14 protein-coding genes are annotated in these 15595 nt (G+C 55.2%); 5 read left to right on the top strand and 9 right to left on the bottom strand.

Annotated elements, in window-relative coordinates; all coding sequences use genetic code 11:
- Positions 1-914 precede the first annotated feature (914 nt).
- Both alaA and yfbR read left to right on the top strand, forming a co-directional pair.
- Positions 915-2129: an alanine transaminase AlaA gene (alaA, locus tag SPH27_RS13830; protein WP_008500204.1), complete on the top strand. Its 1215-nt coding sequence runs from the start codon at positions 915-917 to the stop codon at positions 2127-2129.
- Between the two features lie 94 nt (positions 2130-2223).
- Entirely contained in the window at positions 2224-2823 is a 600-nt protein-coding gene (gene yfbR, locus SPH27_RS13825; RefSeq protein WP_023312539.1) for a 5'-deoxynucleotidase, read from the top strand.
- A gap of 81 nt (positions 2824-2904) precedes the next feature.
- On the opposite strand, the gene SPH27_RS13820 is transcribed toward yfbR, so the two are convergent.
- The 4 genes from SPH27_RS13820 to yfbV all read right to left on the bottom strand — a co-directional run bounded on the left by SPH27_RS13820 (position 2905) and on the right by yfbV (position 6526).
- Positions 2905-4737 (bottom strand): SLC13 family permease, encoded by a 1833-nt coding sequence (locus SPH27_RS13820; RefSeq protein WP_033146079.1) that lies wholly within the window; start codon positions 4735-4737, stop codon positions 2905-2907.
- Between the two features lie 75 nt (positions 4738-4812).
- The gene (locus SPH27_RS13815; protein ID WP_182071324.1) at positions 4813-5472 is read right to left on the bottom strand and encodes a sugar phosphatase; all 660 of its coding nucleotides are present in this window, start codon (positions 5470-5472) and stop codon (positions 4813-4815) included.
- 11 nt (positions 5473-5483) lie between these two features.
- Positions 5484-5978, bottom strand: coding sequence for a YfbU family protein (locus tag SPH27_RS13810; RefSeq protein WP_008502874.1), 495 nt, complete (start codon positions 5976-5978; stop codon positions 5484-5486).
- A gap of 92 nt (positions 5979-6070) precedes the next feature.
- Positions 6071-6526 (bottom strand): terminus macrodomain insulation protein YfbV, encoded by a 456-nt coding sequence (gene yfbV, locus SPH27_RS13805; RefSeq protein ID WP_143346661.1) that lies wholly within the window; start codon positions 6524-6526, stop codon positions 6071-6073.
- A 337-nt stretch (positions 6527-6863) separates the two neighbouring features.
- Between yfbV and ackA the strand changes: the two genes are divergently transcribed.
- Together ackA and pta are read left to right on the top strand one after the other, a co-directional pair.
- The gene (gene ackA, locus SPH27_RS13800; RefSeq protein WP_033146081.1) at positions 6864-8066 is read left to right on the top strand and encodes an acetate kinase; all 1203 of its coding nucleotides are present in this window, start codon (positions 6864-6866) and stop codon (positions 8064-8066) included.
- Positions 8067-8142: 76 nt separating this feature from the next.
- The gene (gene pta, locus SPH27_RS13795; protein ID WP_023312545.1) at positions 8143-10284 is read left to right on the top strand and encodes a phosphate acetyltransferase; all 2142 of its coding nucleotides are present in this window, start codon (positions 8143-8145) and stop codon (positions 10282-10284) included.
- Positions 10285-10358: 74 nt separating this feature from the next.
- On the opposite strand, the gene SPH27_RS13790 is transcribed toward pta, so the two are convergent.
- From SPH27_RS13790 to SPH27_RS13770, 5 genes are all read right to left on the bottom strand, one after another.
- Complete coding sequence (locus tag SPH27_RS13790) at positions 10359-11312, bottom strand: transketolase family protein (protein WP_023312546.1); 954 nt, start codon at positions 11310-11312, stop codon at positions 10359-10361.
- A complete protein-coding gene (locus tag SPH27_RS13785; protein ID WP_048980043.1) occupies positions 11305-12135 on the bottom strand; it encodes a transketolase in 831 nt (276 codons plus the stop codon). Before SPH27_RS13785 ends, SPH27_RS13790 begins: the two co-directional genes overlap by 8 nt.
- Complete coding sequence (locus SPH27_RS13780) at positions 12132-13523, bottom strand: PTS ascorbate transporter subunit IIC (protein WP_023312548.1); 1392 nt, start codon at positions 13521-13523, stop codon at positions 12132-12134. Before SPH27_RS13780 ends, SPH27_RS13785 begins: the two co-directional genes overlap by 4 nt.
- A gap of 21 nt (positions 13524-13544) precedes the next feature.
- A complete protein-coding gene (locus SPH27_RS13775; RefSeq protein ID WP_003861447.1) occupies positions 13545-13817 on the bottom strand; it encodes a PTS sugar transporter subunit IIB in 273 nt (90 codons plus the stop codon).
- An 80-nt stretch (positions 13818-13897) separates the two neighbouring features.
- The gene (locus SPH27_RS13770) at positions 13898-14341 is read right to left on the bottom strand and encodes a PTS sugar transporter subunit IIA (protein ID WP_047060619.1); all 444 of its coding nucleotides are present in this window, start codon (positions 14339-14341) and stop codon (positions 13898-13900) included.
- A 234-nt stretch (positions 14342-14575) separates the two neighbouring features.
- On the opposite strand from SPH27_RS13770, the gene SPH27_RS13765 reads away from it, so the two are divergent.
- The gene (locus SPH27_RS13765) at positions 14576-15595 is read left to right on the top strand and encodes a LacI family DNA-binding transcriptional regulator (RefSeq protein ID WP_048980044.1); all 1020 of its coding nucleotides are present in this window, start codon (positions 14576-14578) and stop codon (positions 15593-15595) included.

Below are 15595 nucleotides of genomic sequence, written 5' to 3'. Positions count from 1 at the left end.
GTGCGGAGCTGCCCGGGTTGAAGCTGTGTGTAACAGTTAAGCAATTCCCTCTGAAGGTTTTCCCTCGCATCCCGGCCCGGCAGACTGCCTGACAGATAGTTATTGTGCTGCTTTATATCAACAGTCAGAAAGCACGTTTCATGACGTTATTTTTATTCTCTTAAACGTTCAGGATATTTAGATGTTCGCAGGTTTATGTAAATTACATTAAAGGTATAACACCTTTTCTGCCATCTTTATCGCAGCGCTGTCAACGTAGCAGGAGATGTGCGACACATTCCAGCCAGAGATAACTCCAACAATAACAATCAATTAATTCGAAAAGTCAGTGCCAGATATACAAAATTCTTGCATCTGTCCTCTGCTTTCCTGAAAGACATCTTAACCCAAATCCACTTTATTTATAAGTCTTATTGCAATATTGAGGATTAAAGAAGAATGTTAAGCTTCTAAACTAATTTTATTAAAATTAACTAAAGTTGCATTTTATAGGTTAATAATAAATAAATTTTAATTTAGATTAAGACCATTCATTAATGGCACTTAACATTAATTTCACATGAGTAACTTTTAGCCACATTATGCTTTTACAGGAACATGTATCAAGCATTCAGGTTTTACGAAAAGTCACGCAGGGTGATTGCTACCGTTGTCAGGTTCACCACTTATTTTTACCAGCACAATATACAGAATTCTGACAAATGAATAGCACATTTAACCTATCATCGTGCCATGCGCACAACTTTAAGACAGTAAAAAAGCTAACGCACAGCGAAAAAGATTTATCAAAATTTTGCTCCCGGCACAAAATCTTCTACTGTAAACCCTTCAAAACGAAGCGAGGGGGGAGTACATTATTCCGTGCTGACTTCCACGGCAGGGAGCGGCAATAATAGCGAAAAGGTTAAAGGTTCATGTCCCCTATCGAAAAATCCAGCAAGCTAGATAACGTCTGTTATGACATCCGCGGCCCGGTTCTGAAAGAGGCAAAACGCCTTGAAGAGGAAGGCAACAAGGTTCTGAAACTCAACATTGGTAACCCTGCGCCATTTGGTTTTGAAGCGCCGGATGAAATTCTGGTTGATGTGATCCGCAACCTTCCAACTGCACAAGGCTATTGCGATTCAAAAGGACTTTACTCCGCACGTAAAGCCATCATGCAGCACTACCAGGCGCGCGGTATGCGTGATGTTACCGTTGAAGATATCTATATCGGCAACGGCGTTTCCGAACTGATCGTGCAGGCGATGCAGGCGCTGCTGAACAGCGGGGACGAAATGCTGGTGCCCGCGCCGGACTATCCGCTGTGGACGGCTGCCGTATCACTGTCGAGCGGGAAAGCCGTGCACTATCTGTGCGACGAGTCCTCCGACTGGTTCCCGGACCTCGATGATATTCGCGCAAAAATCACGCCCCGCACGCGCGGCATCGTGATCATTAACCCGAACAACCCGACGGGTGCAGTGTACTCAAAAGAGCTGCTGATGGAGATCGTCGAGCTCGCCCGCCAGCACAACCTGATCATCTTTGCCGACGAAATTTACGACAAGATCCTGTACGACGCGGCACAGCACCACTCAATCGCTGCGCTGGCACCGGATCTGCTGACCGTCACCTTTAACGGCCTGTCTAAAACCTACCGCGTGGCCGGTTTCCGTCAGGGCTGGATGGTTCTGAACGGCCCGAAAAAGCACGCCAAAGGCTATATCGAAGGGCTGGAGATGCTGGCCTCGATGCGTTTATGCGCTAACGTGCCGGCGCAGCATGCAATCCAGACGGCGCTGGGTGGTTATCAGAGCATTAGCGAGTTCATCGTTCCCGGTGGTCGCCTGTATGAACAGCGCAACCGCGCGTGGGAGCTGATCAACGATATCCCGGGCGTTTCCTGCGTGAAGCCGAATGGCGCGCTGTATATGTTCCCGAAAATTGACGCGAAGCGCTTCAATATTCATGACGATCAGAAAATGGTGCTGGATTTCCTGCTTCAGGAAAAAGTGCTGCTGGTTCAGGGGACGGCGTTTAACTGGCCGTGGCCGGATCACGTGCGCATCGTGACGCTGCCGCGCGAAGATGACCTCGAAATGGCCATCAGCCGCTTCGGGCGCTTCCTCTCCGGATACCATCAGTAATCTTAAAATCAGGCTACTTCGGTAGCCTGATTTGCATCTTCCCTCCCCTCCCCGCACAATGAACGCCTGTCGCAGTGAAGACAAAAGGTAACCTATGAGTCAGAGTCATTTCTTCGCCCACCTCTCCCGCCTGAAACTCATCAACCGCTGGCCGCTGATGCGTAATGTCCGCACGGAAAATGTCTCAGAGCACAGTCTGCAGGTTGCGATGGTCGCTCACGCGCTGGCCGCCATTAAAAACCGCAAATTCAACGGTCAGGTCAATCCAGAGCGCATCGCCCTGCTGGCGATGTACCACGATGCGTCAGAAGTGCTGACCGGCGATCTGCCCACGCCGGTGAAATATTTCAACTCGCAAATTGCGCAGGAATATAAGGCCATCGAGAAAATTGCCCAGCAGAAGCTGATTGACATGGTGCCGGATGAGTTGCGCGACATTTTTGAGCCGCTCATCGATGAGCATCAGTACACGGAAGATGAAAAGTCGCTGGTCAAGCAGGCCGACGCGCTCTGCGCCTATCTGAAGTGTCTGGAAGAGCTGTCTGCGGGGAATAACGAATTTTTACTGGCGAAAACGCGTCTGGAAAAAACGCTGGAATCCCGCCGCAGCGAAGAGATGGACTATTTTATGCAGGTGTTTGTGCCAAGCTTCCATCTGTCGCTGGATGAGATTAGCCAGGATTCACCGTTGTAATCTGTTTGCCCAGCGGCGCTGCGCTTGCAGGGCCTTCGGGTAGTAGGCCGGGTAAGGCGCAGCCGCCGCCCGGCAAAATTATCAGAACGGGAACAGGACCGGTATCAATACCACGCACACCACCATCACCAGCACGGTGAACGGCACGCCTAGCTTCACGAAATCACTGAACTTATAATTCCCGGGCCCCAGCACCAGCGTATTTACCGGTGAAGAGACTGGCGTCATAAATGCCGCGGAGGCCGCCATTGCGACCATCATCGCAAAGGGATACGGTGACACGCCCATGGATTTGGCCATCGCCAGCGCAATCGGCGCCATCAGTACCGCCGTCGCGGTATTGGAGATAAACAGACCGATGGTGGCGCACATGATAAACAGACAGACCAGCATCATGTACGGCCCATACCCGCCGCCAACGTCCATTAAGCCTTTAACAATCAGATCCACCCCGCCGGTTTTTTGCAGCGCCAGGGCAAAAGGCATCATCCCGACAATGAGGATAATGCTCGGCCAGTGAATGGCTTTATAGGCACTTTCGGCGTCAATGCAGCGGAATTTGCCCATCAGAAGGCAGGCGATAATAGCCGCGACCGGATTGGGAATTTCATCGGTCAGCATCAGCGCCACCATCAGCACCAGACAAAAAATCGCGTGGGGCGCCTGGCTGTGAGCCGGGGAGGCGTCGCTCTCCTCGACAGGCATGTTGAGCACCACAAAATCGCGCCCTTTTTGCCCAAGCTGGCTAATTAGCTTCCAGTTACCAACAACAAGGAAGATATCGCCCAGCAGGATCGGCTCATCCACCACCGCCCCTTCCATCGCTACGCCATCGCGCTTCAGCCCCACGACATTCAGGCCATAGCGGGTTCGGAACCCCATTTCCCGCACGGTTTTGCCCAGCAGTTCCGATTCCGGGATCAGCGATACTTCGGCCATGCCGACATCCAGTGCCTGATCGGAGAAATACTCCCCGCGCAGCACCATCGGTTCCAGCAGCTGTTCGCTGCAAAACTCGCGCAGATCCACATCCGCGGTGGACATATCAATCAGCAGGACATCCCGCGCGCGGAATTCCGACACCCCGTTGACGTTGACAATAACCCGGCGAAAACGACGCCAGCGCTCTACGCCAATCACGTTCGCGCCATAGCGCTCACGCAGCTTCAGATCGTCAAGACGCTGTCCCACCATCGGCGAGCCGGGACGAATAGCCAGACGGCGCGCGCGCCCGGTGAGACGGTACTCTTTAATCAGATCGCGGAAGGTGCGTCGCTTCCACCCTTCTTTATTTTTGTCCTGTTTTTCACCTTTCAGGGCAAACCGGGTCAGCAGCATGTAGACCACGCCCATCACCAGAATGACCAGCCCAAGCGGGGTGACGCTGAAAAAACTGAAGCCCTGGAATCCTTCCCGGATCAGCTCACTGTTGACGACCAGGTTCGGCGGCGTTGCCACCAGCGTCATCATGCCGCTAATCAAACCGGCAAAACTCAGGGGCATCATCAGGCGCGACGGCGAGATCTGCATCCGCATGGAGACGCTCAGCACCACCGGGATAAAGATGGCGACCACGCCCGTTGAGCTCATAAACGCTCCCAGCCCGGCGACGGTCACCATCAGGTAGATCAGCATTTTGGTTTCGCTGCTGCCCGCCACCTTCACCAGCCACGACCCCATGATGGTCGCCACGCCAGTACGCACCAGCCCATCACCAATAATAAACAGGGCGGCAATCAGGATAACGTTGGGATCGCTAAACCCGGAGAAGGCTTCCGGCAGCGTGAGCGTACCGCTCAGCACAAACGCGACGATGACAAACAAGGCGACGGCGTCCATGCGTACCTTGCCCGTTGCAAAAAGAAGGATGGCGATTAAAAGCAGGCTCAGGACCCAAATCAGTTCACCGTTCACAACATGTCCTTGTCAGTGGGAGATGAGGAATTTTGCCATAAAAAAGCCCCAGCAATGTGGGGCTATATCATGTGATTACATTTTTAGCGAGACGGTTACAACCCCGTCAGAGGCTTTCGAAACAGCCAGCGCCGTCAGTGAATCCAGCACAAAGTCTGCCTCCTCCAGGCGGGGAGATCCCGCCGGAACATTCACCGCAATAACGTGGCTTCCGGCGTTCAGCCCGGCCAGTACGCCAGCGGCCGCGTCTTCCACCACCACGCACTCTTCAGGCTCGAGGCCCAGCAGTTCAGCGCCCAGTAAAAACGCGTCGGGCTCCGGTTTACCGCGCTTTACGCGCTCCGCCGTGATAAACACTTCTGGCGTCGGCAGACCTGCCGCCTTGTGACGGGCGTGGGCGACGGGAATGGAGCCTGAGGTAACGATAGCCCACGGGATCTGCGCTTCGTTCAGATGCTCAAGCAGCTCGCGCGCGCCCGGTAAGGCTGTGATGCCGTCCGTATCCGTGGCTTCAATATGTTCCAGGTATTTGAACTCCGCCTGAATTTCGTCCTCAGAGCGTCCGGCCAGGAAGTGCCGTAGCGAGGTGATGGCCTGTTTGCCATGGATAAAATTCAGCACGTCCTGATGGTCGATGCCATGTCTGTCAGCCCAATGGCACCAGGAACGCTCCACAACCGGCAGCGAATCCACCAGCGTACCGTCCAGATCAAACAGAAAACCTCTACACTGCACACGCACCTCCGTCAGGCATTAATGATTTGTTGAATTTCGTTGCTGCTTAAATGGTACTGGCGCGGGCAGGCGTGCCACGCGCTTAGCATTCGCTGATACTTATCCCACATTGGGGTCTGCGCGTTGAAGCCGTGGGTGCCCGCATCAAAATGGGTATAGCGCCCTTCTGTATTCACCATAAAGCGAACATAGCTCAGATAACGCGCTTCCGTTGCGGCATCAAAGCCTAAGAAGGTCACGCGGCGCTCGTCGATGGACTGCTGATCTTTGAGATTCGTCCAGGACACGTGCAGGGCGTGATACATCTCCATAATGTCGATCACGATGCGACAGGTTTCTTCTTTCAGCTCGCCAAACTCGCGGTCCAGTTCGCGCATTTGCAAACCAAAACCGCGTTCAACGATGGTTTGCAGGCGGCTGTAGCGCGCAGCGTTATCGGGATCAAGCATAGTCATCATCTTGTACTGGTTGGACAAAATCAGACGTTGAGCATGGGTCATTTCCATCTTTCGACTCCTGTAGCGCATTGCACTTTAAAAAAAAGACACGGTAACTGATTGTTACTGTGCCTTCTTTTCGTCGTCGTTTCGATGATCAATCACAAATCATCGAGGAATGTTTTATCCAGTTGCTTAAAAGCGCGCTTTAACGTGTCCGCCAGCGCCTGGTAGTCCGGCTTGCCTTCGACCGGGGCGAGCGCCTGTCCGGCCTCCTCCAGTTTTCCGCGCACTTCATAAAACCAGTGTAAAATAGAAGGGGGAAGCGGAGTGATGGACCGTTTACCTAACCACCACAGGCCCTGCATCGGCAGGCTTAAGGCGAAGAGCGCCGTCGCGACTGAAGGACCAAGCTGCCCGCCCAACGCAATCTGCCAGCACAGCGTAAAGACAGCGACAGGCGGCATAAAGCGAATCGCATAGCGCGTGGCGCGAATGGTGCGATTCTCAATGAACATCGGCGCAAGGCGCTTTTCCATCGGCCACGTCTTTGCGTAATGCTGTCCCCGACGAAACAGACTAAAGAAATTTACGGACGGGTTCTCTGGTGTCGACATGGCTGTACCTCAACTTCACATATAAAAATTAAAATTTTCGTGCAAAACCACAACAGGCTATGACAACGTTCAAAATATTTTGTCATCTCTACCCCGTATCGGGTATCCTGTGCCAGCCTGATAGGGCCCTAGACGAGAATCATTAACTCGTCAAATTATTGCACATTATGCCATTGGCTGAAAATTGTGCAAAATGGCATAAAATCATAGTTATTTCTTCCATCATGCCACAATGTTCGTTTGGCATGATGTTAATCATAAATGTCTGAGTCCTCATGCGTTACGCTGTTAGACTCACTGACGTTTTTTTAGCCACGTATCAATAATAGGTACTTCCATGTCGAGTAAGTTAGTACTGGTTCTGAACTGCGGTAGCTCCTCACTGAAATTCGCCATCATCGATGCGCTCAACGGTGACGAATACCTCTCTGGTTTGGCCGAATGTTTCCATCTGCCTGAAGCACGTATCAAGTGGAAGATGGACGGCAGCAAACAAGAAGCGGCTTTAGGTGCAGGCGCCGCTCACAGTGAAGCGCTGAACTTTATCGTTAACACTATTCTGGCACAAAAACCAGAACTGTCTGCTCAGCTGACTGCGATTGGTCACCGTATCGTCCACGGCGGCGAAAAATACACCAGCTCCGTCGTGATCGACGAATCTGTGATCCAGGGCATCAAGGACTCTGCGTCCTTCGCACCGCTGCACAACCCGGCTCACCTGATCGGTATCGCTGAAGCGCTGAAATCCTTCCCGAATCTGAAAGACAAAAACGTGGCCGTATTCGACACCGCGTTCCATCAGACCATGCCGGAAGAGTCTTACCTCTATGCCCTGCCATACAGCCTGTACAAAGAACACGGCGTACGTCGCTACGGCGCGCACGGCACCAGCCACTTCTATGTGACTCAGGAAGCCGCAAAAGTTCTGAACAAGCCGGTTGAAGAACTGAACATCATCACCTGCCACCTGGGCAACGGTGGTTCTGTTTCTGCTATCCGCAACGGTAAATGTGTTGATACTTCCATGGGTCTGACCCCGCTGGAAGGTCTGGTGATGGGTACCCGTTCCGGTGACATCGACCCGGCGATCATCTTCCACCTGCACGACACCCTGGGCATGAGCGTTGACCAGATCAACAAAATGCTGACCAAAGAGTCTGGCCTGCTGGGTCTGACCGAAGTCACCAGCGACTGCCGTTACGTTGAAGACAACTACGCAGAGAAAGAAGACGCTAAACGTGCAATGGACGTTTACTGCCACCGTCTGGCGAAGTACATCGGCTCTTACACTGCGCTGATGGACGGTCGTCTGGACGCGGTTATCTTCACCGGTGGTATCGGTGAGAACGCGGCAATGGTTCGTGAACTGTCCCTGGGCAAACTGGGCGTTCTGGGCTTCGACGTTGATCACGAGCGTAACCTGGCTGCCCGCTTCGGCAAGTCTGGCTTCATCAACAAAGAAGGCACCCGCCCTGCTCTCGTTATCCCAACTAACGAAGAACTGGTCATTGCGCAAGACGCGCACCGCCTGACTGCCTGATTCCACACCGCCAGCAATGCTGGCGGTGCTGTTTTGTAACCCGCCCAATTGCGGCGGTAACGAAAGAGGATAAACCGTGTCCCGTACTATTATGCTGATCCCTACCGGAACCAGCGTCGGCCTGACCAGCGTCAGCCTTGGCGTTATCCGTGCTATGGAACGCAAAGGCGTTCGTCTGAGCGTCTTTAAGCCAATCGCCCAGCCACGTGCTGGTGGCGATGCGCCAGACCAGACCACCACTATCGTTCGCAAGAACTCCAATCTGCCAGCGGCTGAACCGCTGAAGATGAGCCACGTTGAGTCTCTGCTGTCCAGCAACCAGAAAGACGTGCTGATGGAAGAGATCATCGCTAACTACCATGCTAACGCGCAAGATGCGGAAGTGGTGCTGGTTGAAGGCCTGGTCCCGACGCGCAAACACCAGTTTGCCCAGTCTCTTAACTTTGAAATCGCGAAAACCCTGAACGCAGAGATCGTTTTCGTGATGTCTCAGGGCACCGACACCCCAGAGCAGCTGAACGAGCGTATCGAACTGACGCGCAGCAGCTTCGGCGGCGCGAAAAATACCAACATCACCGGCGTGATCGTGAACAAGCTGAACGCACCGGTGGATGAGCAGGGACGTACTCGCCCTGACCTGTCCGAGATTTTCGACGACTCTTCCAAAGCGAAAGTCATCAAAGTTGACCCGGCTAAGCTGCAGGAATCCAGCCCTCTGCCAGTACTGGGCGCGGTGCCATGGAGCTTCGATCTGATTGCAACCCGTGCAATCGATATGGCGCGTCACCTGAACGCTACCATCGTTAACGAAGGCGACATCAACACCCGCCGCGTGAAGTCCGTGACCTTCTGTGCGCGCAGCATTCCGCACATGCTGGAACACTTCCGCGCAGGTTCCCTGCTGGTAACCTCCGCAGACCGTCCTGACGTGCTGGTTGCCGCCTGTCTGGCCGCGATGAACGGCGTGGAAATCGGTGCGATCCTGCTGACCGGTGCTTACGAGATGGACCCACGCGTTAGCAAGCTGTGCGAACGCGCGTTTGCGACCGGCCTGCCGGTCTTCATGGTGAACACCAACACCTGGCAGACCTCCCTGAGCCTGCAGAGCTTCAACCTGGAAGTGCCGGTTGATGACCACGAGCGTATCGAGAAAGTTCAGGAATACGTTGCGGGCTACATCAACGCAGACTGGATCGAATCCCTGACTGCAACCTCCGAGCGCAGCCGCCGCCTGTCTCCTCCAGCATTCCGTTATCAGCTGACCGAGCTGGCGCGTAAAGCGGGCAAACGCGTTGTTCTGCCAGAAGGCGACGAACCACGTACCGTTAAAGCGGCTGCTATCTGTGCAGAGCGCGGCATCGCGACCTGCGTGCTGCTGGGTAACCCGGATGAGATCACCCGCGTTGCGGCGTCTCAGGGCGTTGAGCTGGGCGCTGGCATCGAAATCGTTGACCCTGAAGTGGTTCGCGAGAGCTACGTTGCCCGTCTGGTTGAGCTGCGTAAGAGCAAGGGTATGACCGAAGCCGTTGCGCGCGAACAGCTGGAAGACAACGTGGTGCTGGGCACGCTGATGCTTGAGCAGGACGAAGTTGACGGTCTGGTTTCCGGTGCGGTTCATACCACGGCGAACACCATCCGTCCACCGCTGCAGCTGATCAAAACCGCGCCAGGCAGCTCTCTGGTTTCTTCCGTGTTCTTCATGCTGCTGCCTGAACAGGTTTACGTTTACGGCGACTGCGCGATCAACCCGGATCCAACCGCAGAGCAGCTGGCAGAAATCGCTATCCAGTCCGCGGACTCCGCGATTGCCTTCGGTATCGAACCGCGCGTAGCGATGCTCTCCTACTCCACCGGTACTTCTGGTGCAGGTAGCGACGTAGAGAAAGTGCGTGAAGCGACCCGTCTGGCGCAGGAAAAACGTCCTGACCTGATGATCGACGGCCCGCTGCAGTACGACGCCGCCGTGATGGCCGACGTGGCGAAATCCAAAGCGCCGAACTCGCCGGTTGCAGGTCGCGCTACCGTGTTCATCTTCCCGGATCTGAACACCGGTAACACCACCTATAAAGCGGTGCAGCGTTCAGCAGACCTGATCTCCATCGGGCCAATGCTGCAGGGCATGCGCAAACCTGTGAACGACCTGTCTCGTGGCGCGCTGGTTGACGATATCGTCTACACCATCGCTCTGACCGCGATCCAGTCTTCGCAGCAGCAGTAATGTTAAAAAGCCCGGTGGCGCCAGCGCTTACCGGGCAACAAAAAGGCGACCACTTAACGGGTCGCCTTTTTTATTTACAGCAGCTCTCGCGCCGCCGATACAATGTCATGTGCCGTCAGGCCATACTCCTTCTGCAGGAAATCCTGTGTCCCCACCTGGCCGTAACGCTCCTTGACGCCCACCCGCCGCATCGGTACCGGGCAGGTTTCCACCAGGACTTCCGCCACCGCCGATCCCAGGCCGTTGTGAATACTGTGGTTTTCACAGGTGACGATGCGACCGGTTTTCTCGGCGTAGTTTTTCACCAGCATCCGGTCGATGGGCTTCAGGGTAAACATGTCGATGACCGCCGCGCTGACCCCCTCCTGCTCAAGCTGGCGCGCCGCCTCCAGCGCTTCCGCCACCATGATGCCGTTGGCAATCAGGGTGATATCGGTTCCTTCGCGCAGCACATTGCCTTTACCAATGGTGAAGGTTGACCCCGGCGCATACACGCTCGGCGCCTGCTTGCGGATGGTGCGTACCCAGTAGAAGCCTTCGAGGTCGATAAGCTGGCGCAGCACGTCCTCAAACATCACCGCGTCGGTCACCTCCAGCACCACCGAATGCGCCAGACCGCGTACGATGCCCATATCCTCAAACGACATATGCGTTCCGCCGTTGTGGCAGGCCGTCACGCCCGCATCCGAGGCAATCACCTTCACGTTGTTGCGCTGATAGTCCAGGGACATAAACAGCTGGTCGAAGCAGCGACGGCTGGCAAACGCGGTGAAGGTATGAACGAACGGTTTACGCCCGGTAAGCGACAGCCCCGCCGCGGTGCCGATGACGTTGGCCTCCATAATGCCGCAGTTAATCACGTGCTGCGGATAATCGCGCGCCACGCCGTCCATCGCCATCGAGCTCATCAGATCCGCCTCCAGGGCGATAATCTCGCTACCCGCCTCAATCTGCTTTGCCACAAAGCCCGCGTAGACCTTACGCATCTCAACGGCGTCTTTCTCTCCTGCCGGTGCAACCTTAATCATGTGAAGCCTCCAGTTGGCGAATCGTCTCGTTGAGGGCCGCTTTGCTCTCCGCGGTCAACCGCAGGTGGTGCGAGTTGCTGAGCTGTTCCAGGTACGGCACCCCCTGCCCTTTGATGCTGTCAAGGATGACGACTAACGGACGCGCGTCGGCAGCCGGAACCCGCGACGTCAACGCCAGCAGGCCCGGGATGTCGTCGCCCTTCACCGTCGCCACGTCAAAGCCAAAGGCGCGGAATTTCCCCTCCAGGTCGAACGCGCTGATAATTTCGTCCAGCTCGCCGTCGAGCTGCTGTTTGTTCCAGTCCACGAACACCGTCAGGTTGTTAAGGCGATGATGAGCGATAAACTGGAAGGCTTCCCAGCACTGCCCCTCGTTCAGCTCGCCGTCACCGACAATGCAGAAGACGCGGTTCGGTCGCCCCGCCAGCTTGTGCGAGAGCGCCATACCGCCGGCAATCGAGATCCCCTGCCCCAGCGAACCGGTGGTGGCGTCCACGCCGCGCGTTTTCAGACGGTCCGGGTGGCTTGGCAGGCGCGTGCCGTTCTGGTTCAGGGTGCTCAGCTCTTCCACCGGGAAGTAACCCTTGATCGCCAGCGTGCTGTAGAGCGCCGGGCCCGCATGACCTTTCGACAGGACAAAATAGTCTCGCTCCGGCCAGTCCGGATCCGCCGGGTCGATTTTCATCACCGCGCCGTACAGCACGGCCAGGGTTTCGACCACCGACATACTGCCGCCATAGTGCCCAAAGCCCAGCTGCGTCAGGGATTTCAGCGTCTCAAGACGGATCTGACGCGCGAGTTCGGTTATCTCTTTCTCATTCATGATTTGGCTCCGGTGTTTTCCTGCGCGTTACCGCCCGCAGGTTTGTTTTTCGCGAAGACGTTGTACGCCACCAGCAGCGCGAACAACGCCACAACCAGTCCGGTGATGGCAAGCGGCGACAGGAAGCGCGCCAGGTTGCCGAGCACAATCCCGACCGCGCCAAAGTCGGCGTCCGAGAAGGTGGTGTTGGCAAAGCCAATGGCGCCCAGCACCGGCAGCAGCAGGACCGGCAGGAAGGTGATCAGCAGGCCGTTAGCAAAGGCGCCAATCATTGCCCCGCGGCGTCCGCCGGTGGCGTTACCGAACACGCCCGCCGTTGCGCCGGTGAAGAAGTGCGGCACGACGCCCGGGAGGATCAGCACCCAGCTAAACTGACCGCAGATGAACAACCCCACAATCCCGCCGAGGAAGCTGAACAGGAAGCCAATCAGCACCGCGTTTGGCGCATAGGGATACACCACCGGGCAGTCCAGCGCAGGACGCGCGTTCGGCACCAGCTTTTCCGAGAAGCCGGTAAAGGCCGGAACGATTTCCGCCAGAATCAGGCGTACGCCCTGCAGGATGATGAACACGCCCGCCGCGAAGGTGATCGCCATGATGATGGCGTAGACCAGGTAGTTCTGACCGCCGCTGAAGGTGGCCTCGACATACTCACGTCCGGCGCTCACCGCCATGATCAGGTAGATAATCATCATGGTCAGGGAGATGGAGATCGAGCTGTCGCGCAGGAAGCTCAGGTTCTTCGGCAGGTTCATCTCTTCGGTTGAGCGGGAGCCTTTGCCAACCTTGCTGCCAATCCAGCCGGACAGCACGTAGCCCAGCGTGCCGAAGTGCCCGAAGGCAATCTCATCGTTGCCGGTAATGCGCTTCATGTAGCGCTGGGCAATCGCCGGGAAGAAGGCCATGATCAGGCCGAGGATCAGCGAGCCGGTAAAGACCAGCCCCACGCCCTCAAAGCCCGCTACCGTCAGGATCACCCCAATCATGCACGCCATGTAAAACGTGTGGTGCCCGGTCAGGAAGATGTACTTCAGGCGGGTAAAGCGCGCGACGATAATATTCGCCACCATGCCGAAGGCCATAATAAGCGCGGTCGCTGCACCGTATTTTTCCAGCGCAATTGACACAATCGCTTCATTGTTTGGAATAATGCCCTGAATCGTAAAGGCGTGCTCAAACATACCGCCCAAAGGATTTAATGACCCCACCAGCACCGTGGCGCCGCCGCCCAGCACAATAAAGCCGAGAATGGTTTTAATCGTCCCTTTCACTACGTCCGAAAACGCTTTTTTCTGCGCAACCAGACCAATTAGCGCAATTAAACCGACCAGCACCGAAGGGACTTTTAAAATATCAACAACGAAATTCAGCGTTTCAAGGATAAACATATCCACCTCGCCTTATCAGGGTTATTGTCTTTCGAACCAGGCGCGCAGCTGCGCTTCAAGTTCGTTGATGTCGATGATGTTGTTAATCACCACCAGCTGGCTTTCCGGCACGCTGGCGCTGGCCGCAATGTCTTTTGCCATCACGAACAGATCGGCCGCGCCCGGCGTGGCCGAGGAGAGATCGGAATGTTCAACCTCAGCCTCAATCTCCAGTTTTTTAAGTACCTTTTTAATATTCATTTCGACCATAAAACTGCTGCCCAGGCCGGAGCCGCAAATAGCCATGATTTTCATTGTTGTCCCCTTATTTTGAGTAGAGCACGCCCCATCACGCTGTCGCGTAATGTTGTGAATAATCGGATTAAAGAATTAAATCAGAAGCGGTCAATAATCGTTTTAATTTCCTCCAGGGTATTCGCCTGATGCAGTTTTTCCATATCCTCGTCGCTGGAAAATAATTCTGCGAGTGCGGATATCATTTCGATATGGCTATGTTTATCCGGTGCCGCGAGCATAATAATCACATCGACAGGGTCAAACTCACCGGCACCAAACGAGACGCCCTGTTTTAGTTTTAATAAAGACAACCCCAGTCCTTTGGCGCCTTCCTCCGGCCGCGCATGCGGCATCGCCAGCCCTGGTGCCAGCACATAATAGGGTCCTAACGTGTGGTGCTGCTGGATGATGGCAGTGACGTATTCAGGCTCAATCACCTGCAAATCCAGAAGCGGCTTCGCGCACAGCTCCAGCGCCTGCGGCCAGTTTTCCACGCTATCCTGCAGCGTGATGGTTGTATCATATATCCATTTTTTGAGCACTTTTCACTCCCGCTACACGCTAAAGATGAGCAAACTTTATTCAACACATCGCTGGATGACTGCGATCGGGATCACAAAGATAGCGCTACCAATGCTTAACATGCAGAAATGTGATAGCGCTATCAAAATACAATCACGTCGCTAAATCACAGCAAAAAAAGGGATTTAAGGCGTATACTGCCTGTCACGTGAAGCGAAGGAAATGAAGAACGCGTCTGGTCAGCAGGAAGGTGTATGTCTCTAACCCGAAAACGGCGCAGTACCGGTAAAGTGACACTCGCCGATGTCGCACAGCTTGCCGGTGTGGGCACGATGACCGTGTCCCGTGCACTCCGCACGCCCGAACAGGTTTCCGATAAACTACGAGAAAAAATTGAAGCTGCCGTGCAGGAACTGGGCTATATGCCTAATCTTGCCGCCAGCGCGCTGGCCTCGGCGTCGTCGTGGACGATAGCCATGGTGGTGCCAAATCTCTCCGAAGCCGGCTGCTCGGAGATGTTCGCCGGGCTACAGCAGGTGCTACAGCCTGCCGGGTATCAGATCATGCTGGCTGAATCTCAGCATCGCCTGGAGCAGGAGGAGAAATTGCTGGAGACGCTGCTGGCGTCGAATATTGCCGCCGCTATCCTGCTCAGCGTTGAACATACCGACACCGTTCGCCACTGGCTGAAAAACGCCTCCATTCCGGTGATGGAGATGGGGGCCATGCGCGCCGACCCGATTGATATGAATATCGGGATTGATAACGTAGCGGCCATGTATGAACTCACGGAAATGGTGATTAAGCGCGGCTACCAAAATATTGGCCTGCTGTGCGCCAACCAGGAGCAGTGGATTTTCCAGCAGCATTTGCAGGGCTGGTACAAAGCCATGCTTCGCCACCATATGTCGCCGAACCGGGTGATTAACGCGGCGATGCCACCGACCTTCTCGACCGGCGCGGCACAGCTGCCTGAATTCCTGCTGGCGTGGCCGGAGCTGGATGCGCTGGTGTGCGTCTCAGACGAGCTGGCCTGCGGGGCGCTGTACGAGTGTCAGCGCAGACGAATCAAGGTGCCGGACGATCTGGCGGTGGTCGGCTTTGGCGATAGCGACGTGAGCCGCGTCTGTCAGCCGCCGCTGACGACGATGGCGGTGCCGCATCGTAAGATTGGAATTGAAGCCGGGAAAGCGTTGCTGGAGCGTCTGAATGACGGTGACTGGCGCGATCAAAAGCCCATCGCGTCCAGTCTGTGTCTGAGAGAGAGTTGCTGA

The organism is Enterobacter sp. A103 (genome assembly GCF_034427535.1).
GTDB lineage: Bacteria > Pseudomonadota > Gammaproteobacteria > Enterobacterales > Enterobacteriaceae > Enterobacter > Enterobacter asburiae_B.
This window is presented reverse-complemented; position numbering and strand designations above follow the sequence as displayed.

Coding starts and splice junctions, on each gene's coding strand:
- yfbR (WP_023312539.1), top strand. CDS start 2,224: ATGAGTCAGAGTCATTTCTTCGCCCACCTCTCCCGCCTGAAACTCATC.
- ackA (WP_033146081.1), top strand. CDS start 6,864: ATGTCGAGTAAGTTAGTACTGGTTCTGAACTGCGGTAGCTCCTCACTG.
- SPH27_RS13785 (WP_048980043.1), bottom strand. CDS start 12,135: ATGAATGAGAAAGAGATAACCGAACTCGCGCGTCAGATCCGTCTTGAG.
- SPH27_RS13790 (WP_023312546.1), bottom strand. CDS start 11,312: ATGATTAAGGTTGCACCGGCAGGAGAGAAAGACGCCGTTGAGATGCGT.
- SPH27_RS13780 (WP_023312548.1), bottom strand. CDS start 13,523: ATGTTTATCCTTGAAACGCTGAATTTCGTTGTTGATATTTTAAAAGTC.
- SPH27_RS13810 (WP_008502874.1), bottom strand. CDS start 5,978: ATGGAAATGACCCATGCTCAACGTCTGATTTTGTCCAACCAGTACAAG.
- yfbV (WP_143346661.1), bottom strand. CDS start 6,526: ATGTCGACACCAGAGAACCCGTCCGTAAATTTCTTTAGTCTGTTTCGT.
- SPH27_RS13765 (WP_048980044.1), top strand. CDS start 14,576: ATGTCTCTAACCCGAAAACGGCGCAGTACCGGTAAAGTGACACTCGCC.
- alaA (WP_008500204.1), top strand. CDS start 915: ATGTCCCCTATCGAAAAATCCAGCAAGCTAGATAACGTCTGTTATGAC.
- SPH27_RS13775 (WP_003861447.1), bottom strand. CDS start 13,817: ATGAAAATCATGGCTATTTGCGGCTCCGGCCTGGGCAGCAGTTTTATG.